We start from the raw sequence: 18,702 nt of genomic DNA, 5'->3' as shown, positions 1-18,702 counted from the left end.
TTTATGGTGGATGGTTATTTTATTGTTTTACTAATTATTGGGATGACGACTTTATTGGCTAGTTTTCTACCCATAGTATTGAAACGCTTTAAAATTAGTTTTACAATACCTGTACTTATATTGGGTGGCACGTTTTATTACTTAAACGTGCCATTACCTTGGCCAGATCCCACTTGGGAAATCGATTTAACATTGCACTTTTCTGAATTGGTTGTTATTATCAGTTTAATGGTCGCAGGGCTCAAAATTGGCTTGAATTATTCTTGGAAGGAATGGCTAAGTCCACTGCGATTATTAGGTATAACAATGCCCTTATTTATGGCTTTTGTCTTTTTAGTATCGTATTATGTTCTCAATTTCTCAGGTGAACTCGCGCTTCTATTGGCAGCTGTGTTAGCTCCTACAGACCCTGCACTAGCTTCCGAAATTCAATTGAATAAAAAGCAGTCCGAATCATCCAAGAATTTAGGGGCACAATACAACCTAACCGCAGAAGCGGGTTTAAATGATGGATTAGCATTTCCATTTGTATATCTAGCCATACTGTGGTCTAAAAGCGATGGGTTAAATTCCGATGTTTGGTTAGAATGGCTGTCGTTCTATGTCCTTTTTAAGACCGTGGTAGGCATTATAGTCGGAATAGTGGTTGGCTTCCTTTATAGTTATTTTACAACACGACTTTCCGAAGGAAATACTCATAGAATTCATCTCGCCTTCGTGGCACTATCGCTTACACTCATCTCGTATGGTTTGGCAGAAGTTTTAAATTCTTATGGTTTCCTAAGCGTGTTTTTTGCAGGTTTATTTGCTCATTACCATCAACATAAAAATAAAACGAATAGTACAGGCCATCCAAGTCTAAGCTTTATTTCAAATATTGAGAAATTTCTTATTGTATTTTGGATGTTGTTTTTCGGGGGATCTATAATGGCCGGCATTATGAATTTTGTCACTGTTGAAATTGTAATATTTAGTATTTGTTTAGTATTAATCATAAGACCTGTATTGGGTTATATCTCACTTTACGGTTCTAAATTGAGTAAAAGACATAAAATGGCGATATCCTTTTTCGGGATTAAAGGCATTGGGTCTGTATTTTACTTAACCTATGCTATAAAAAACGGAGAGTTTACCAATACGGATCAATTATTCTCTATTGTTGCTTTAGTGATTCTAGTGTCCATTCTACTACATGGCTTAACTGCCAAACGCTCTATGGCTGCTATTGAAGATGATGATACATTAGTAGAATAAAGACGTCCAGATGTATTTTAGTAAAGCAACTAACGCTAAATTTCTAATGCCTTCCTGATGTATAAATATAGTAAAACAAAGACCTATATGCCAGCTACTTATAACAACACACCACATATAATATGTAAATTTTAGATGAATAATATTAAATAGGAATAAGTTATGAATTTGGAAGAATTAATAGGAATTTCGGCTGGGATATTTACAACCATTGCTGTATTACCACAAATTCACAAAGCTGTGAAGACAAAAAAAATAGAGGACGTCAGCCCAACTATGTTCGTCATCTTATGTCTTGGTGTCGGGTTATGGACGATCTACGGCATATTAAAAATGGATTGGCCTATTATTATTACCAATAGTATATCATTTATATTAAACGGAATCATGTTAAAAATTGTATGGTTTCAAGGCAACAATAAATAAACTTAAAGTAGATTACTATTGATTAAACTAAGACGCTATCTCTTCTTTTTCCTTCTCTATCTCATCGCTTATATCTTCCTTAGATACCATGGGGTGATCCCTACCCAATCCTATAATGGCAATAAGATTAGTAACAGCTCGGTATAACATTAAAATAACGGTAATCATCATACCGCTTATCACAGACGTAGACCCCAAGGTGATCCAATAAATCACGGAATACCAATTGGTGGGGACATTGTCCGATTCAACAATAGGAATATTAAAGAATTGAAATAAAATAAGCGCAGCAATAAATAAGATAACATCAAATTTCGCAATACTCAGCACTTGTTTATAATGAATTTCTTTTAACGACAATTCAGACCCAAAGCTCACGCTCAATAACGTCAGCAATAAGGCCAAAATAGTTGCAGATGCCAAAACGATGGTATTGCACAACATATTTAATCCGTTTAAAGATTCCTTTAGCAAATGCTTGGCTTCATACCCAGAAACATTGCCCAATAGAAAAATACCAACACCAGTAAAGAGTGTTGCTATTAAGCCACCATAAATAGCATTTTTATTTTCCTCTAAAAAATCAAACATATAAATCGTGGGTATTTACATCATGTAGTAACCTAGGTTCAACGTCCTTATCAGAATCATTATGAATGACGGACACATCGCCAGTACTCTCAAAAATAACGGCCTTCACCTCACTAAAATCATGCACATTCGCTTCTCTCAATTTGGCAATTAAGTCGCTTTCCCCAACATTACAGGCTTTAAGACGGTTGTGTAATATTTTACCATTCCACATAATAATTTGGGGCTTATTTGTAAACCAGCGCTTAAACACCGAATTCTTACGCACCAGGTATGAAAATAACGTTTGAAACCCAATAATAGCAGTTAATACAATACCTCCTTTTAAAAGTGAATAATCCGAATTAAGGATAATTGAGGCTAATACCGAACCGACAGCAATGGTAGAGGCAAAGTCAAAACTCGACATTTTTGCAAAGGTTCTCAGTCCAAAAATGCGTGTAATTACAATAATAGTGGTGAATATGCCCAATACGGAAATAACGAGCCATAAAACGTCTTCAATAGTCATAATAGTAGAATTTAGTTATGTCATAAAATTACTGCGACATTAAAACTTCCATTACCCCAATTGCTATTAAGACTGACTGAAATCATCATCTCAAAAGCAAGCATTTCAAGGTCTAATCTATTGAGGTAATGATAATTCGGATAGAGGAAACGCGCTATACCATTCTCACTTAAATTTGATTTCAATGTATAATTAATAACCCTTAATTATGAAAACAATCACAAAAGAACTCCCATTATACCAAACTATAGATGAAGCTTATAAAGACTTTATACTTACCCAAAAGCACCCTTGTGTGATGGCGAAGACCTTATTTATGACCGACAACTATCATCTTAACGTTTACAAGTCTTCACAGGATAAAGAAGATTTAAACAACTTATTAAAAGACTTAGAATCCTTTATTAATCAGTATGATTTTGAGTCAAAAACATTCGAATCATTTTTAGCGGTTTTCCCTTTTGAACATTATGAATCCGAGATAGGTTTTGAAAAAAGCTTATGGCAAACCCTACAACAGTTACACGATCTAGACGATTGCGATTGGGATGTTTTGGTCAGCGACAACCCCGAAGATCCTAACTTTAGTTTTAGTCTCAAAGGCCACGCGTTTTATATTGTAGGTCTTCATCCTAATAGTTCGCGGATGGCACGCCAAAGTCCCTACCCTACTATTATATTCAATCTACATGCGCAATTCGAACAATTACGTGCCATGGGCAGTTATAAAAAAGTAAAAAAGCGTATTAGAAAACGAGATAAAAAATTACAAGGACATATTAATCCGGTGCTAAAAGATTTCGGAAAAGATTCTGAAACCAAGCAATATAGCGGCAGAGCTGTAGACAGCACTTGGAAATGTCCATTTCATAAAACCTCTAAATTCGTATGAAACCATTAGTTAACGTAATACAGAAACAGTCTGGTGCCGCCTTTACATTAAAAAAAGGCGACATCCTTACCGTAATAGATCCTATGGGAGAGCAAGTAAGCGATATGGTCTTATTTAATGCTGAGGATTACAACGAAAAAATATCCTCTGGTAAATCCTTAGACTTTGAAGAATGCATGCTCCTAACTAAAGGGCATTATTTATGGTCTAATCGTTCGCAAAAGATGATGCATATTTTAGAAGATACCAACGGACGCAACGATTTTCTATTAGCTCCCTGCAGTCCTGAAACATTTCAAATTATGTACAACCATAAAGGAGACCATCCAAGCTGCTTAGGCAATTTACATCAGCATCTAAAACCCTATGGTATTGGTATCGATGATATTCCGACAGCTTTCAATCTATTTATGAATGTACAGTTCGATACAAAAGGAAACCTATCCGTGCACCCCCCCACCTCAAAAGCGGGAGATTATGTACGCCTAGAAGCCCAAATGGATCTTCTCGTGGCACTCACGGCATGTTCTGCGGAAGACAGCAATGGTGGTACATTTAAACCCATACATTACTATATCGAAACTGAACCACATCACATTAAGCATAAGCTACAATAGTCCAACCTCAATAAATGACTTAGCACATTTTAAAAAGAAAACTAGTTAATAATCTAAATATATTATATCATGAAAAATGACAAAAAAGAAACACCAAAAACAGAACACGAAAAACGTCTGCATAAAAATGCAACCGATGAGAAAGGCCCATTAAAGGACGATCACTATAACCAGTATGGCAAGCAGAACGAAACGCGTCGCGAAAGGGCTGAACGCTTAAAAGACGATTAGAACACACTATCATCGGATTAATGTATCTATAACAATGAGATACAAATAAAAAAAGTCCAACCTTAAGAGGTCGGACTTTTTTATAATTTTAAAGCCTATAACGTCGATGAGTCTTCATCAAGATTTATATTGGCCTTATCAGAAATTTGAGATTCTGGTATGGCATTAAAAAATTCGGATAATTCTAAATCTGCCGTCGGACCAAATCCAATAAGCATAGTCCCCTTCTCGCCTTTATTCGTTTCTATAACATATAATATAGACATGTCCGATGGATTACTCATCCCTTCGTAACGATGCTCAGCTACAATATGGAGATCCTCGGGTTGGTACGTATCAGAGGATGCATTCCCAACTAACGTTCCATCCTTAAAATGAAAGCCAGAGGTATACCCTTTAGATTCATAAATCTTTATATAGTCTTTTTCGTGTTTTGCAAATTCATTATCCATAATTGTATGATTTTAGGTTCATTACAAGGTATCTCAAATAAACAGACTAGACTAACGCGTTTCATTTTCTTATTGACTGAATTACTTCAAATGATATAATAAAAACCTATAACTATGCACCAACATAACCAATACCCCCACTACATAACTCAACCATACCTAAATCATTAATATTTAAACCATTTGAGTTAAATCAATAACTGCTTTCTCCATATATTCAACCTAAATTATAAATGATAGACTTATGAAAACAACATATTACATTTTAGCCTTAGCGCTATTAACACTCTCTTTTTCGTGTAAAAATAAAACCTCAAAAGAAAGTACTGATACCAGAAACCCAATGAACGAAGAACTTACCGATACTCGAAATTACGAAAAGGATGGTAATTTTGAAGAAGACGTTTATACTTACGAAGAAAAAACCGGTGACATAGATCAAAACTGGAATCTTAACGACCCAGAAAGACAAATGCGTTTATATGAACAATTTGAACTAAGCGAAGAACAGCAACAGCTTTATGAAACAGCACTCGCCAATTGGATGACTTCCAATACCGAAAATCCTTATAAAAACCTTTCGGCTAACGATCGTATAGACGCTGAAGCTGATATTTTAGAAAATATCCTAGATACCGAACAGTTTAACCGCTATAAGGAATGGGCAAATGCTAACGATAAACGTTAGTCTCATTATTACGACTTAATATTTATAAGCTGGGCATTGCGAGCTAGTCATTGTAATGCCTTTTTTGCCGAAGCAATCAGATTAATGTCATAGGTTACATCATAGCGCTAGCAATAACGTAAACAAATACATCCTCAATTAACCAACTCAAGCTGCTCATCCCCAACTCTATAACAACGCTCCTCACCAAGATACAACGGATTACCATGCTTCTCAGACCAAAAACCATCTAACAAGTCCTTAGTAATGCATTTATAAACCACCACACCTTTATAAGTCCGCGCATCATCTCCTTTATACTTAAAGTTAATTACCAAGATATTATCTTTAAAAAAACCGGTTCCTAATTGTTCTTGACTAGTATTAATCAGCCATCTCGCCTCAATTCTGTTGTGCGCATCTAAGGCTAATTCTAAGGTACCTTTATAAGCCATACCGTCTTTATCTTGGTTGCTGCCAATGATGTTGTAGGTTCCTGGGAGTTGGTTTATGGTCATTTGGTATTTTGTTTTACAACTAAATAAACCGCTAAAGTAATACTTACTATGCTATCAGCAACATTCCAGATTGCTCTGTTTGATGATAAAAAAAAGGCAACTATCCCTAGTTGCCCTTCTCCCATATGCACTTCTCCTATAGTATTCCCTACAATATTATATCCTTAGATAAGTGCTGGTTTTTCTATATAATTATATAACTCCTAAATCCTTGGTTATAGCCACCAAATGAATAGCATTATGTGCTTTAAAGTGTTCGCGAAGTTTGTTGAGACGTTTTTCTATAGTACTTAAACTACTGGGTGTAATTCCATTAGATTTAAGACTAGTACTAATATCATCTTGAGATTGTCCTTGAGACAATAGTTGTAATAACCGAATATCGTAATCGTCGATCTCTAATTGCGACTTCGGACTCAGTGCCTTTTTAACTTGTGGTGAGACATAAATCGCATTATCATAAACCGCTTGTATAGCTTCTGTTAATTCTATGCTGCCTTTTCGGTCTTTACACACATACGCATTAACTCCATAGGTATTTAGTAAGCCTCTAATTTTTTGAAGCTGATCTTTCATAGAATACACTATAATTGGTAAATCCGGAAAATCGTCGCGCAACTTTTCAATAAGCATCTCACCCGACTCTAAACTTGTAACTCTATGATCCTTTTTAAACGAGAGGTCTGTGATTAATAAATCGAAATGACAACCTTCTAACGCAGCTCTTTTTAATTTTAAATAGGCTTCATCACAGTATTGAGATGTTTCAATAGATATCACTTGCAATTCCGTTAATATCTTAGTGATATTAGCAAGAACAGCATCATGGTCTTCATTAATTAAAACGTTCTTAAACATTACTACACAATTATGTTGGCTTTGAACCCTTTATTGGGTTGTGTTACAAAAGTAATAGTTCCATTAATAGATTGAATACGGTTTTCCGTATTCTGAAGACCATTTCCTTTTTTTAACACAGAACCAACACCATTATCGCTGTAATTTACATGAAGTCCTTTGGGTGCTTTTACAAACATAATAACCACTATCGACGCTCCACTATGCTTTTTCATATTGATTAATAACTCTTGTAAAACCCGATATATAGTGAGCTGTTTTAAATCTGGTAGCGTGTCCCAAGAGATTTCGGAAAGCCCTTTAATGATAATATTAGTATCGGTATCATTAAAACTTTCTAATAATTCTTCTAGGTAGTCTATAAACGGATAATCCGCATTTAAAACGCTGTGCTTTTTAGAAATATCTCGTGTTTTATGATATAATAGATGCAGTTCATTTTTAAGGGCCTTAGGCTTTAGAGCTTTATGTTCTAGTCTGGTCATCACCTGAAATACATCATTTGCGATTTCATCATGAATTTCTTTTGAGATGCGCGATTCGGTATCAAACACCTGTTGCAATTTTTCTTTTTTATGTCTTGCGCGCAATATAAAATATAAGAACACAGCAGATACAGCAATAAGGGACGCTATTAAAATGGCATAGGTAGTTCTAAATTCTTGCTGTTCTTTTTCTAATTGACTCTCTAAAGCTTTTCTTTTATATTCTGAATTATCATATTTTAATAATGCATATTGATTTAAGCTCTCTTTTTCTGAGGTATAAATACTATCATTTAGTTTTTTATAAGCTCTGGCATAAGCATCATCACTAATAGTAACCAGTATGCCTAAAGAATTATTTCTATAAGAATCTAAATTTATGATTTCGGCAAGTTCAAGAGACTTCAACGCATAGCTTTTAGAGGCTATCTCGTTATTTATTCGAGCATAATAATCTGCCAAATGCCAATAACTTGTATAAATAGTAGAGGTATCCTTTACCGCTTCTCGTAATTTTAAAGCCTTAGTCATAAAGTCAATACCAGTCTCAGGGTTTAATTTAGACGCAATAAAACCGTAGTTATCTATAACTAGAGCCTGTGTTATAGTATCAGTGATTCGTGGTAAAAGCTGATAGGCTTTACCTATTTCTTTTTGAGCATTACCGAGGTCATCAAACTTTTGATACACAAGCGATAGATTATTATAAATTAGAGCACTATCGGATGCGGATAGTGCCATTTTAAAAGCATTTTTATACAATTCTAGGGCTTTTTGTTGATGCTTTTGCGCTGTATACATTAGACCCAAAAGATTATAAAAACTTTTCCGTGTAGATACGATATAAGGAGACGGATCCATTTTATCGATAAAATTTAAAGCTTTAACAGCTGTTTCCTCACTCTCAATATAATCACCTTTTTTAAAATCAATACTCGCGATATAATACAAATGAATAATGGCCTTAGTCGTATCCTCTTGTTTTAAGGCTTTTTCATAATGACTTTTGAAATAGTATTCAGACATCAACAAATCCTTTGCATTTTGAGGCTTTAAGGCTAACGTCTTATAATAGCGCGTACTATCTATGGGCTGCTGTGCAAAAACATTTTGAAGACTTGTGAGTTCGAGTAAACAAAATAGGATATAAAAAAAGAGGAATGACGTATGCTTAGGTTTCATGCCTCTAAAGTATAATTTATTTAATACTAATCCTTAATTTCGGTAGGCAGTTGGCAAGCAATTTTAGAGCTATTACCTCAGTAGCGTTATAAAGCGCATTACAATGCACCTTTAATTCCCTATAACTCAGATAAGCATCTAAATTGTGCAATAAAATCCCCACCCCTGACGATTTCAAAGACGATCTATAAACGCACTACAAAAATAGAGAGACTATAGATTATATAAACATAAAAGTGTCCTCGTCCTTTGTAAACGTATTAGACATTATAGTTTTAGGCTGAATTAAAGTAAGCGTAGCGTTAACATTAACCTGTTGTGGTTTTGTACGGAAGAATTGTTTTTTAAAGACTTGAAGTAGTTTCATAGCACATGTAATTTGGTGTTTATAAAGATACGAATTAAAACACGATTTTAGATCTCCATACCACACATAAATCACCTAAAACGAAAGACTTAGCAATTCCTTAACATTGTCTTAGAATTGAGTTAAAATTCAGCCAAGAAGAATTTCTAAATAGCGTCAGTAAAGCTTTTACCAATCCCGAAAAAAAACCATACAATTAATTAATCACCTTTAATTATATATCGTGGTTATCAACTCAAGAAAAGCTTTTCTATGTCGAACAATTTAAAAACAAAAAAAGCCTTCGGTGTGAATTACCGAAGGCTTTAAATTATAATTTAGAAATGAATTTAGTTCAGAATTAAGTTATATGAAGAAATTAAAATCTGTTCATTGTTAGCTGAAGTTTTTCTAACATATAGTTCAATGTAATCATTTTTTTCAACCGTTACAGTACCAATTACTGAAACCGATTGTCTCTCATTAATATTTAGCACATTAACTATTGCTTCTGTGCCTGTCACTTTAACTCCATTTTTGTAAATAGAAAAAGCAAATTGCGTTCCATCCGTTGTTGTAAACGATATTGAAGCAAATACATTTATAGCCCTTGCTTTTTCTCCTTCATAAATAATTCTATTTTCACTATCGGTGCCTGTACCTTCTGCAGTTCTAAAGAGCCTAATTGCTTTTGTATTAACTGGTAGTTTAAAAGGAATTGAATTCGTTACACTAACAACACCAAATGAACTGTCTTCATCGTAATATAAATTCGCTGTAACCGTATCATCGCTTTCTTTAGGAATACCTGGTGCATCTACTTCCCATGAAGTACTAAAATTATAACCGTCATAAGATCCTGTTGCATAGCCGTCAATATAGCCTGCTGGATTAGATGTTGTACCAGAAAACACAGTGCCTTGTAGAATACCAGTCCCTACGCTAAGACTACCACTACTAACGTCCATTGCTACATCTGAACCATCTACTGTACTAAAGCCACTTACTTTTTCTATTAAACCGAAAGTACCAGTAAAGGTTTCAAAAGTTCCGTTGTTACTGCTTAACCACGCTTGCGTATTTAGTAACAAGTTACCAATATTAGAAAAGGTAATTCCATCCGAGTTATTTGCAAACTTATTGATGTTACCAAAGTATAATCCCAAATCTGAAACCGTACCAACACTAGTCATATCATTTATATTAAGGTTTTGAACTAAAAGAGCTGAACTGGTTGAGATTCCTGGACCAGTAATTTCAAAAGCTTTAGTTCCTTTTAGTGTTACATTTCTGATACCACCACCAGTACTACCTTTAAAAACAACTCCTGTTGCTGAGAGCACATCTTCATTAGCATCTAATCCAGAAATGTAGGCGTTATTTAAATCAATAGGAGACGCTAATGTTATCGTTCCATTAATTTCGTAATAGGTGTTTTCTTCTAGTAGATAACTAGAGCCTCCACCAGCAATTAATTCTGCAGCTAAATCATCTGCAGATTTTATGAGTTTGTAATTGTTTCGTTTAGCAGCGTTATTATTCGCTAATTCTACCCAAGTGCTAGTTGTAGTATTATAATAATAAAAGGCATCTAAGTCGGTGTCAAAAACTAATAAACTTTCTGCAGGACTTGCAATAGCATCCCGTTCTAGGGTTGTCATGCGGGGTGCTAACAAACCTTGAGAGTTTGATTTTAAATCTAATAGCGATGAAGCATCTGGGGCATCTGTACCGATTCCTACTTGTGCAGTAGATATTCCGGTAACTGTAAGTAATAAACTAAAAAGTAATGTTTTAAAATGTCTCATAAATTTAGGGTTGTGAGGTTAATAAATATTTGGGGTAAATGAATAGTGTTCATCCTTACGATGACTATTTTTATTGAAATTTTGTGTACTAGTTAATGGTGTAGGACCAATTGAAAGGGATCTTAAAAAGAACGTACTTTGCTCTTTTTTTTATTTAAATAATTAAACCACCGTGTTACAAACATATAATCGTATCGCGTGAATAATGCTATACCTAAAATGTGTAGAACCGTAAATTAAAACTTATTTAAAAATGACCTTCTTAGTTTGCTGTTGTATTTTATTATTTAACTTAACGACGTAGATGCCTTGGCTTAAATTAGCGGCATCTATAGTGTTTCTGTCTGACGCTTCCTTTAAGAAAGAAGAAAGCACTAAACGGCCTTGAATATCGTAAACTGAGACTTCTGTATCTGCCAAAAGTGATCCGTTGATAAAAAGGGTCTGCTCGCTTGCAAAGATTTGTAAGCTTTCGCTATTTAGATCTATAGTTGATAATGAACTAGTTTCAAATCTAAGGTAGAACCGTCCGGTACCAGAAATAGCGGTATTAGCGGTAAATGAATAGCTATTCGTATTTAACAAAGTAAACGTATTGGTTTGGCTATCTTCTAAATAGACCTCAACCTCTTCTGGTAGAGTAGATGCTTCAATAGTGAATGTAATTTGCTGTCCCTGAGCTGCTTTTAGACCTAGAGGTATACTAATATCATTTTGATTATTAAGTCCAAGACTTTGAATCGCCATATTTTTGCCAAGGTTATTTTCAACTAAATGAGAATACAAGCTCAAACTATAACCCGCTCCATTATAAAGTGCAGCATCATAGCCAGGATCTAGCCCTAATGTTGAATTAGCATTAAAGTAAATTTCTGTTGCAAAATCATTCGTACCATTTTCAACTTGAAGGCGTAACATTTGATTTTGATTGGCATCTCTACCTAATATAAAATCATCTGTTCCTCCATAAATTCTCATAGCTGTAGTGAAGCTTATCTGATTTGTGGGATCAACAGGATCATTTGCGACTAAGAATGCTTGACCAGGTGCAATATTGATGTCTGTATTGGTTAATCCATTAATAATTGTAAAGTTACCAAAGGTTCCAGAACCTGTATCGGTATTAGTACCACTATTATAAGCATAGATTGCTACTGCATTTGGATCTAACACTGCAGAATTTGCAGATAGAAAAGCTTGAGAATCTATGAATGTTGGGTAGGGATTGCCTATTGAGTTCCATGCATTATTATTTGTAGATATCTCAACAGATTCTGATACCGTAGATACTGTACCCGTAAATCTTACGGTCTGTCCACTATAACTTGAAGCTCTGTAACCTATTCCTCTTTTAAGTATAACACCTCCATCTGTAGCTGTATTATAATTGGTGTAGGATTGATTAGTGTTGTTATAAGGTCCAAAGGCATATAATGTTACTAGCGATGGTGCATTTGGTATAATCACTGAATTGGCATTTATACCATCGGTATACGTTAAGAAATCGGAAAAAGTAGCATCTGCTATGGTCTTTACCGGTAACGACACTAAATCGTTACCTCCATTTTGGCCTGACGTGCCAATAATGTTAACATAACGATCATAATTCACAATTGTAGAGGTCTCTAAATCGTCGTTTAGAAATAAGCACGCAAAGCTGTCTGATGTGGATTTAAGGTTTATTTCTGATGCAGAAAGTGTAGTGCCTGATGACACGATAACTGTTGTACCTGCACTTATATGCATGGTCGTAGATAGATCTTGTGCCTTTGTCGTATGACAAAAAGCTACAGCTAATGCTGTAAGGTAAAATATTTTCATTTTTAGTAGATTTGGGATTACAAAGGAACTGTTTAAAAATCAATTATTCGGATTAAAACTAAAAAGTTATCATTAATTTTTACTTATATTTCAATCACTTAACCGTGATAAGTAGGAAAAATTATACCTTTTATTTAACCGCCTAAATTGAAATACGAGATAATACGATACCTTACAGCTAGAATTTCACCATAAAAAAGATTCAATAAAAAATAGGAAAATTAGTACCTTAAATACTAGTAACTATTCGATTAAAAACTTATGAAATCAACAAAACAGAAAATAGGTCTCGTTTTAGGCCCACTCTTATTTATACTCATTAAGCTTTTTTGTCATCCTGAAGGCTTAGGAGATTCTGCAAATGCTATTTTAGCATCAACGTCTTGGATAGCCGTTTGGTGGATTACCGAAGCGATTTCCATACCGGTTACAGCCTTATTACCCATTGTATTATTTCCCTTATCTGGTGGACTGTCATTAAGTGCAACCACAGCATCTTATGGGCATAAATACATCTTCTTATTTCTAGGTGGTTTTATACTCGCTATTGCCATTGAGAAATGGAATTTACATAAACGTATTGCCCTAAACATTATTAAACTTGTTGGCACTAATGTGAGTAAAATCATTTTGGGGTTTATGGTCGCCACCGCCTTGTTATCCATGTGGATTTCTAACACCGCCACAGCTGTGATGATTTTACCCGTTGGCATGGCTATAGTTTTACAACTACAGGATAATCCAAAAACTAAAGCGAATGAAAATCTAATATTTGGTAAAGCCTTAATGCTGGCTATAGCCTATAGTGCATCCATTGGAGGTATGGCAACATTAATAGGTACTCCACCAAACCTTGTTCTGGCTGGAGTTGTCGAAAGCACCTATAATACTGAAATTACATTTTCGCAATGGTTTATGTTTGGTTTTCCTATAAGTGTTATTCTATTGATTATTTGCTGGATCTATTTAACCCGATTTGCCTTTAAATTTGAACAAAAGGAATTTCCTGGTGGTCGCAAAGAAATTGAAAACCAGCTTAACGCTTTAGGTAAAATAGCTTATGAGGAAAAAGTAATCCTAATCGTATTTTGCATTACCGCTGTGGCATGGATTTCTAGATCGTTTTTATTAACAAAATGGCTACCTGCAATTGATGATACTATTATTGCGATTACGGCTTCTATAGTTTTGTTTTTAATCCCGAATAAAAAAGGAAGTCAAGCTTTAATCTCCTGGGAAGATGCTGTAAAGTTACCTTGGGGCATTCTGATCCTTTTTGGTGGTGGTATGGCGCTAGCCATAGGATTTGAATCTAGTGGTTTAGCAATATGGATCGGCAATCAATTAACATCCTTAATAGGGGTTTCGCTGTTTATTCTGTTACTAGTCTTAATTGCCTCCGTTAATTTTTTAACTGAAATCACATCCAATATGGCAACAACAGCAATGCTATTACCTGTTTTGGTATCCTTGGCAGCCGTTATTAATGTGCATCCGTATATTTTACTGGTAAGTGCCACTTTAGCCGCCTCGTGTGCTTTTATGCTTCCTGTGGCAACTCCTCCTAATGCCGTTGTCTTTGGATCGGGGTATTTAAAAATAGAAGATATGGTAAAGAAAGGTATTTGGATGAATCTTATTTCAATTGTACTAGTAACCTTAATTGTATATTTCGTCTTACCATTAATTTGGGATTTAAGTTAAGGACTAAATATTTAGGCGACTATAAACCATAGATTTATAACTTTCTCCTATTGGAATACGTTCGTCTTTAATGATAATTCTATTTTTTTGAATCGAACTGATTTTATTGACATTAACGAGGTAAGACCGATGGACTCTTATAAACAACGTTTCTGGCAACTTAGATTGCATCTCCTTAAAACTCATTAAGGTTAATATGGGTTTAGCGTTTTCTGAATGAATTTTCAAATAATCTTTTAAGCCTTGAATAAGCTTTATTTCTTTGATATCTATTTTTACGTTTTCATATTCGGATTTTACAAAAATAAAATCATCTTCGTGCGTTGGTGCTTCTCCACCTGCAGAAGACACATTAATCGATGTACTCACATCATTGAGCTTCATCATTTCATTTACCCTATTCACTGCTTTTATAAATCTAGGAAACGGAATTGGCTTTACTAAATAGTCGATAGCATTAAGATCAAAACCTTCTAAGGCATATTCAGGATAGGCGGTAGTAAAAATGAAATAAGGTACTTTTCCTTCTAAAGATCGAATCAATTCAATACCCGAAATACTTGGCATTTCAATATCAGAAAACACCAAATCAATACGGTTATTATTTATAAAATCTAAGGCTTCAATGGCATTAGTAAACGTACTAATCACTTGTACGGCTCCTAAAGCTTGACAATAAGATTCAATAACATCTATTGCCAACGGCTCATCATCAATTATTATGCACTTCATCGTCATTTAGGTTTAAGGTTAAATGCACTCTGTAATACGAATTGTCTTCTTCAATAGTCAACTCATGATTGTTTTTATACAAATAATTAAGTTGATTTTTTATATTCTCTAATCCGACTCCAGAGTTCTTGTCGTCGCGTTTATATAAGCCTATTATATTTTCTACGTTTAGGCTTAGTTTATTATTCTCGACTATTATCTTTATGTCTATATGTGTATTGCCTTTGTAGTCCGTGCCGTACTTAAAAGCATTTTCAATAAAGGAAATTAATAACAAAGAATAGATTTTTAAATTTCTTGTCTCTCCTTTTATGTTAAGTTTAACAGCTTCAGTATTTTTAAGTCGTAACCGTTGTAAAGCAATATAATTCTTAATATAATTGATTTCTTTCTCTAAAGTGACTTGATTGTTTCCTGCTTCATAAAGCATATAACGCATTAACTCCGACAGCGTAATAACAGCTTCTGGTGCATCATCAGATTTACTTCTAACTAAAGCATAAATACTATTTAATGAATTGAATAAAAAATGTGGATTTAACTGATTTCTTAAGAATTGTAACTTAATTTCTTTCTGTTCATTCTCTAACTCCTTAGACAAACGATCGCGTTTATAGAAATCAACCACCAAACTAAAAATTCCACCTAATAGAAAAATGGATAACGAAAACACCAAAGGTATAGCATGTCGCATTCCAAAACGACCTCCCGGTCTATTTGGCGGTCCTATTCTCCTTCTAAACTCTTCTCCTATTGTATTTGTAAATAACGTTTCACTGATATAATTATAGAGTACCAAGAATAAAATGGATACTACAATGTATAGGAGTAATTTACGTTTCAGCAATATGTAGGGTACAAAAACTAGGTAATTGACATAAAATAAAATAGGGCGCATTAATTGCTTTAAATACATGTCTGAAGGAATTTCTCCTAAATCGATATACGCCGTAAGTAAAGGGAATATGCTAATACATAACCATATTACAGTGTGTACTATAAGCTCTTTATAAGAAATCTTCTTTGTTAACATGGATATCCGCTATAATTAAATGTTCTTAAAATCTATGGCATTTGCATAAAGATCCGTTATACGTATTACTGGCATTTTGTTTTCTGAAAGCTTACGTATCACCAGTTTCCCTATTTTTTCAGCATCGGCTTTAGACTTAAACCCTTGCTGTCCTTTTGCCGCTGGAATATATTCTTGACGGATAAATAAACTATCTTGATTATACACCTCGTAAATCCATAGACTATCTTGTTCTATCACCTGCAAAGCATATGCTGTGTCTTTGACTGTTTTCGTTTCATTACTTCCAGATTGGATATAAAAAAACACTATAAATAGGATGGTCACACCTAATAAAACAATTTTATAGTTATTATTTCTTTTCATCTCATTTATTATTAAAAAAAAGAGCCAGGATTAATGAAGGATATCAACATTATCCTGACTCTTAGTTGGCTATTAACCATCAATCACAAAAGTAATAGCCTTTCAATCTACCAATCTAAACAATTCTTTATATTTTAATTATCGTCGTCATCTTGTTCTGTATTCGGGAAAAACTCCATATTATCATCCAAATACAAGGTTCCATTTCTACCTAAAGCAACAAAAGCACGAGCACCATCGCTAAATGCTATAGCATCTCGTCTTGCATAAAGTTCAAATGGTGTTTTTTCTTCCCAAGTTTCACTTGAAGGGGTGTACTCATAAACAGTACTTAAACTTCCCGAATATTCACCACATGCAATGTACCCTTTACCATTTAGTGTAAACGCTACGGCATTAGATCTGTAAACATAATCATCGTCGTCGTCATCAATATCTGTAAGTTGAGTCCAAACCTCTGTGTTCAAGTTAAATGACCAAAAATCGAGTTCATACACCCCATTACTTATACCAGTTGACAAATATACTTCATCGCCAATTGTAAAGGTTAAACCATCTCTTCTTTTGTCACCTCCGAAACCAAAGACCTCTTCCCAAGAATCTGAAATGGGGTTGTATCTCCAGAAATCTTTTTTATCACTTCCGTCATAACCTGTACCAACATACCCATACGAATCGGATCCAAAACCAACGGCACCATATCTTGCGGAACCTCCAAAATCTGCAATGGTTGTCCAGCTGTTAGTATCAACATCATATTTATAAAAGTCAGATAACTCATCATTAGAATCACCATTGTACCCCGTACCCATATACCCATCATCACCAATAACAAATGACACCGCAGAACTCCTTTCTATACCAGGATAATCTGATAATTGCTGCCAAGAATTGGTATCCATATTATAGCCCCAAAAATCGTTGTAATAATCACTCCCGTCATAGCCTGTACCCATATAACCAATATTACCAATGGTAAAGGCCGTAGAACTACTTCGTGCTTCCTCATTAAATGTAGATTTCTTTACCCAGTTTCCTAAAGTGTCATCATCGTCATCATCACTATTACAACTAGAAAACAACGCCAATACGGCACCGAAATAAAGTAATCTTATGGCTGATTTGTTATTCATTTTTCTCATTTTACTTATTATTTATATTAAAACTAATTCCTATGTTTAATGCCAATGATTCTTTAGAACCAAAATCATATATCTTATTGTCATTTTCACTTAAGCTCAATTCACTCGCCATTAGATAACCCATATTAAAAGAGGTAGACCAATTATCATCAAAACGAAATTGATAACCCAAGCCTAATTTTATAGCTTTAAATTCTAGTTTAGAATTATTGATGACCGCATCATTTTCCATACTAAATCCTGAAGTATTATTAGTATAAATAGATTCTGGCTCTACTTTCAAATTAAAACTACTCTGCGCATTTAGTTTATAAAAAACACCCGTGACAGGTATTCCTATTTCGTATCTTAATTTTTTATTCACATCTTTAGAATACGACACTAAAGGGTAAAAGTTTGGTTTTCCAAATAATGACCCATAACCTGCCCCCAATTTCAAAGTCGATTTAAGCCCATCCTTATCCCACGTCTTTGTAAAGTTTGCAGCGTAACTCAATACAAAATCCTCACTAGAAATGGCATCATTAAATGTTGATGACAAATAAGGTGCAACTGTAAGATTCAAGTCCCAATTATTAACCAAAGGGGTCTTGTATCTGGCAAAAACCTCAACACTGTGCAATTCTTCAAAGGCACTATAATCATGAAACCTATCATAGTCTTCAAAATCGATACTATGATTCGTATACCCTAAACCGAATCCAAAAGTTGAACTCTCTAATAAAGACGTAAAATCTATAGCTACAGATTTGCTTTCTAATTGAATGTCGTTCAAATTCAAATAATTGCCATACTCTAATGCCATAACATCTCCTGCGTCTGTAGTCGTGAACAATTTTTGTCCATAAGACACCATAGAGACTAGGCTAAAGGTTAAATAATGTAATGTGTGTTTTCTCATCGGGTGCTAACTTACTACCACAATCTTTTACAACAATTACAAAATATACCTAGGCACTTTTTTTGTAGACAAACACCAATTTTTAATCTACAAAACCAATTATGAATTTTAATAGTATAAATCTCCCTTTATGTAGATACAAATATGGCATAGGTATATTTTACT

The 18,702-nt window shown here is 34.3% G+C and carries 21 protein-coding genes; 7 read left to right on the top strand and 14 right to left on the bottom strand.

Annotation, left to right across the window (positions count from 1 at the left end):
- Positions 1-3: 3 nt before the first annotated feature.
- Both BLT80_RS07735 and BLT80_RS07730 read left to right on the top strand, forming a co-directional pair.
- Positions 4-1,254: a cation:proton antiporter gene (locus BLT80_RS07735; protein ID WP_092467047.1), complete on the top strand. Its 1,251-nt coding sequence runs from the start codon at positions 4-6 to the stop codon at positions 1,252-1,254.
- A gap of 162 nt (positions 1,255-1,416) precedes the next feature.
- The gene (locus tag BLT80_RS07730) at positions 1,417-1,680 is read left to right on the top strand and encodes a SemiSWEET family sugar transporter (RefSeq protein ID WP_092467046.1); all 264 of its coding nucleotides are present in this window, start codon (positions 1,417-1,419) and stop codon (positions 1,678-1,680) included.
- Between the two features lie 27 nt (positions 1,681-1,707).
- Here BLT80_RS07730 and BLT80_RS07725 read toward each other — a convergent pair whose 3' ends face one another.
- Complete coding sequence (locus tag BLT80_RS07725) at positions 1,708-2,271, bottom strand: hypothetical protein (protein ID WP_092467045.1); 564 nt, start codon at positions 2,269-2,271, stop codon at positions 1,708-1,710.
- Complete coding sequence (locus BLT80_RS07720) at positions 2,264-2,782, bottom strand: DUF421 domain-containing protein (RefSeq protein ID WP_092467044.1); 519 nt, start codon at positions 2,780-2,782, stop codon at positions 2,264-2,266. The genes BLT80_RS07725 and BLT80_RS07720 overlap by 8 nt, the downstream gene beginning before the upstream one ends.
- A gap of 208 nt (positions 2,783-2,990) precedes the next feature.
- Here BLT80_RS07720 and gntA point away from each other — a divergent pair, with 208 nt between their 5' ends.
- From gntA to BLT80_RS20025, 3 genes are all read left to right on the top strand, one after another.
- Positions 2,991-3,674 (top strand): guanitoxin biosynthesis heme-dependent pre-guanitoxin N-hydroxylase GntA, encoded by a 684-nt coding sequence (gntA, locus tag BLT80_RS07715; protein ID WP_092467043.1) that lies wholly within the window; start codon positions 2,991-2,993, stop codon positions 3,672-3,674.
- Positions 3,671-4,291, top strand: coding sequence for a DUF1989 domain-containing protein (locus BLT80_RS07710; RefSeq protein ID WP_092467042.1), 621 nt, complete (start codon positions 3,671-3,673; stop codon positions 4,289-4,291). The genes gntA and BLT80_RS07710 overlap by 4 nt, the downstream gene beginning before the upstream one ends.
- A gap of 69 nt (positions 4,292-4,360) precedes the next feature.
- The gene (locus BLT80_RS20025; protein WP_175455567.1) at positions 4,361-4,522 is read left to right on the top strand and encodes a hypothetical protein; all 162 of its coding nucleotides are present in this window, start codon (positions 4,361-4,363) and stop codon (positions 4,520-4,522) included.
- A 95-nt stretch (positions 4,523-4,617) separates the two neighbouring features.
- Here the strand turns inward: BLT80_RS20025 and BLT80_RS07705 are convergent, their stop codons facing one another.
- A complete protein-coding gene (locus BLT80_RS07705; RefSeq protein ID WP_092467041.1) occupies positions 4,618-4,974 on the bottom strand; it encodes a hypothetical protein in 357 nt (118 codons plus the stop codon).
- 244 nt (positions 4,975-5,218) lie between these two features.
- Here BLT80_RS07705 and BLT80_RS07700 point away from each other — a divergent pair, with 244 nt between their 5' ends.
- Complete coding sequence (locus tag BLT80_RS07700; RefSeq protein ID WP_092467040.1) at positions 5,219-5,662, top strand: hypothetical protein; 444 nt, start codon at positions 5,219-5,221, stop codon at positions 5,660-5,662.
- A 134-nt stretch (positions 5,663-5,796) separates the two neighbouring features.
- Here the strand turns inward: BLT80_RS07700 and BLT80_RS07695 are convergent, their stop codons facing one another.
- From BLT80_RS07695 to BLT80_RS07675, 6 genes are all read right to left on the bottom strand, one after another.
- Positions 5,797-6,159 (bottom strand): hypothetical protein, encoded by a 363-nt coding sequence (locus BLT80_RS07695; RefSeq protein ID WP_092467039.1) that lies wholly within the window; start codon positions 6,157-6,159, stop codon positions 5,797-5,799.
- Between the two features lie 192 nt (positions 6,160-6,351).
- On the bottom strand, positions 6,352-7,017 hold the full coding sequence (locus BLT80_RS07690; protein WP_092467038.1) for a DNA-binding response regulator: 666 nt from the start codon (positions 7,015-7,017) through the stop codon (positions 6,352-6,354).
- 2 nt (positions 7,018-7,019) lie between these two features.
- Complete coding sequence (locus BLT80_RS07685; protein WP_092467037.1) at positions 7,020-8,684, bottom strand: tetratricopeptide repeat-containing sensor histidine kinase; 1,665 nt, start codon at positions 8,682-8,684, stop codon at positions 7,020-7,022.
- A 220-nt stretch (positions 8,685-8,904) separates the two neighbouring features.
- Entirely contained in the window at positions 8,905-9,051 is a 147-nt protein-coding gene (locus BLT80_RS20020) for a hypothetical protein (RefSeq protein ID WP_175455566.1), read from the bottom strand.
- Between the two features lie 329 nt (positions 9,052-9,380).
- The gene (locus BLT80_RS07680; RefSeq protein ID WP_092467036.1) at positions 9,381-10,838 is read right to left on the bottom strand and encodes a hypothetical protein; all 1,458 of its coding nucleotides are present in this window, start codon (positions 10,836-10,838) and stop codon (positions 9,381-9,383) included.
- 243 nt (positions 10,839-11,081) lie between these two features.
- Positions 11,082-12,659, bottom strand: coding sequence for a T9SS type A sorting domain-containing protein (locus tag BLT80_RS07675; protein WP_092467035.1), 1,578 nt, complete (start codon positions 12,657-12,659; stop codon positions 11,082-11,084).
- A gap of 261 nt (positions 12,660-12,920) precedes the next feature.
- On the opposite strand from BLT80_RS07675, the gene BLT80_RS07670 reads away from it, so the two are divergent.
- Positions 12,921-14,363 (top strand): SLC13 family permease, encoded by a 1,443-nt coding sequence (locus tag BLT80_RS07670; protein WP_092467034.1) that lies wholly within the window; start codon positions 12,921-12,923, stop codon positions 14,361-14,363.
- Between the two features lie 3 nt (positions 14,364-14,366).
- On the opposite strand, the gene BLT80_RS07665 is transcribed toward BLT80_RS07670, so the two are convergent.
- From BLT80_RS07665 to BLT80_RS07645, 5 genes are all read right to left on the bottom strand, one after another.
- A complete protein-coding gene (locus BLT80_RS07665) occupies positions 14,367-15,095 on the bottom strand; it encodes a LytR/AlgR family response regulator transcription factor (protein WP_092467033.1) in 729 nt (242 codons plus the stop codon).
- Positions 15,076-16,128 carry a sensor histidine kinase gene (locus BLT80_RS07660; RefSeq protein ID WP_092467032.1) on the bottom strand — a complete coding sequence of 351 codons (1,053 nt, stop codon included), beginning with the start codon at positions 16,126-16,128 and terminating at the stop codon, positions 15,076-15,078. Before BLT80_RS07660 ends, BLT80_RS07665 begins: the two co-directional genes overlap by 20 nt.
- Positions 16,129-16,143: 15 nt before the next feature.
- The gene (locus BLT80_RS07655) at positions 16,144-16,494 is read right to left on the bottom strand and encodes a DUF4907 domain-containing protein (RefSeq protein WP_092467031.1); all 351 of its coding nucleotides are present in this window, start codon (positions 16,492-16,494) and stop codon (positions 16,144-16,146) included.
- A gap of 134 nt (positions 16,495-16,628) precedes the next feature.
- Positions 16,629-17,627 (bottom strand): Kelch repeat-containing protein, encoded by a 999-nt coding sequence (locus tag BLT80_RS07650; protein ID WP_245710177.1) that lies wholly within the window; start codon positions 17,625-17,627, stop codon positions 16,629-16,631.
- A gap of 10 nt (positions 17,628-17,637) precedes the next feature.
- The gene (locus tag BLT80_RS07645) at positions 17,638-18,537 is read right to left on the bottom strand and encodes a DUF6268 family outer membrane beta-barrel protein (RefSeq protein WP_139181033.1); all 900 of its coding nucleotides are present in this window, start codon (positions 18,535-18,537) and stop codon (positions 17,638-17,640) included.
- Positions 18,538-18,702: the final 165 nt, after the last annotated feature.

The organism is Winogradskyella thalassocola (genome assembly GCF_900099995.1).
Lineage (GTDB): Bacteria > Bacteroidota > Bacteroidia > Flavobacteriales > Flavobacteriaceae > Winogradskyella > Winogradskyella thalassocola.
Note: the sequence above shows the minus strand (reverse complement) of the source record. Positions and strands in the feature narration are given on the sequence as shown.

Bases quoted from the DNA above. Each gene is read 5' to 3' on its own strand.
- BLT80_RS07735 (WP_092467047.1), top strand. From the start codon at position 4: ATGGTGGATGGTTATTTTATTGTTTTACTAATTATTGGGATGACGACT.
- BLT80_RS07730 (WP_092467046.1), top strand. From the start codon at position 1,417: ATGAATTTGGAAGAATTAATAGGAATTTCGGCTGGGATATTTACAACC.
- BLT80_RS07725 (WP_092467045.1), bottom strand. From the start codon at position 2,271: ATGTTTGATTTTTTAGAGGAAAATAAAAATGCTATTTATGGTGGCTTA.
- BLT80_RS07720 (WP_092467044.1), bottom strand. From the start codon at position 2,782: ATGACTATTGAAGACGTTTTATGGCTCGTTATTTCCGTATTGGGCATA.
- gntA (WP_092467043.1), top strand. From the start codon at position 2,991: ATGAAAACAATCACAAAAGAACTCCCATTATACCAAACTATAGATGAA.
- BLT80_RS07710 (WP_092467042.1), top strand. From the start codon at position 3,671: ATGAAACCATTAGTTAACGTAATACAGAAACAGTCTGGTGCCGCCTTT.
- BLT80_RS20025 (WP_175455567.1), top strand. From the start codon at position 4,361: ATGAAAAATGACAAAAAAGAAACACCAAAAACAGAACACGAAAAACGT.
- BLT80_RS07705 (WP_092467041.1), bottom strand. From the start codon at position 4,974: ATGGATAATGAATTTGCAAAACACGAAAAAGACTATATAAAGATTTAT.
- BLT80_RS07700 (WP_092467040.1), top strand. From the start codon at position 5,219: ATGAAAACAACATATTACATTTTAGCCTTAGCGCTATTAACACTCTCT.
- BLT80_RS07695 (WP_092467039.1), bottom strand. From the start codon at position 6,159: ATGACCATAAACCAACTCCCAGGAACCTACAACATCATTGGCAGCAAC.
- BLT80_RS07690 (WP_092467038.1), bottom strand. From the start codon at position 7,017: ATGTTTAAGAACGTTTTAATTAATGAAGACCATGATGCTGTTCTTGCT.
- BLT80_RS07685 (WP_092467037.1), bottom strand. From the start codon at position 8,684: ATGAAACCTAAGCATACGTCATTCCTCTTTTTTTATATCCTATTTTGT.
- BLT80_RS20020 (WP_175455566.1), bottom strand. From the start codon at position 9,051: ATGAAACTACTTCAAGTCTTTAAAAAACAATTCTTCCGTACAAAACCA.
- BLT80_RS07680 (WP_092467036.1), bottom strand. From the start codon at position 10,838: ATGAGACATTTTAAAACATTACTTTTTAGTTTATTACTTACAGTTACC.
- BLT80_RS07675 (WP_092467035.1), bottom strand. From the start codon at position 12,659: ATGAAAATATTTTACCTTACAGCATTAGCTGTAGCTTTTTGTCATACG.
- BLT80_RS07670 (WP_092467034.1), top strand. From the start codon at position 12,921: ATGAAATCAACAAAACAGAAAATAGGTCTCGTTTTAGGCCCACTCTTA.
- BLT80_RS07665 (WP_092467033.1), bottom strand. From the start codon at position 15,095: ATGAAGTGCATAATAATTGATGATGAGCCGTTGGCAATAGATGTTATT.
- BLT80_RS07660 (WP_092467032.1), bottom strand. From the start codon at position 16,128: ATGTTAACAAAGAAGATTTCTTATAAAGAGCTTATAGTACACACTGTA.
- BLT80_RS07655 (WP_092467031.1), bottom strand. From the start codon at position 16,494: ATGAAAAGAAATAATAACTATAAAATTGTTTTATTAGGTGTGACCATC.
- BLT80_RS07650 (WP_245710177.1), bottom strand. From the start codon at position 17,627: ATGAATAACAAATCAGCCATAAGATTACTTTATTTCGGTGCCGTATTG.
- BLT80_RS07645 (WP_139181033.1), bottom strand. From the start codon at position 18,537: ATGAGAAAACACACATTACATTATTTAACCTTTAGCCTAGTCTCTATG.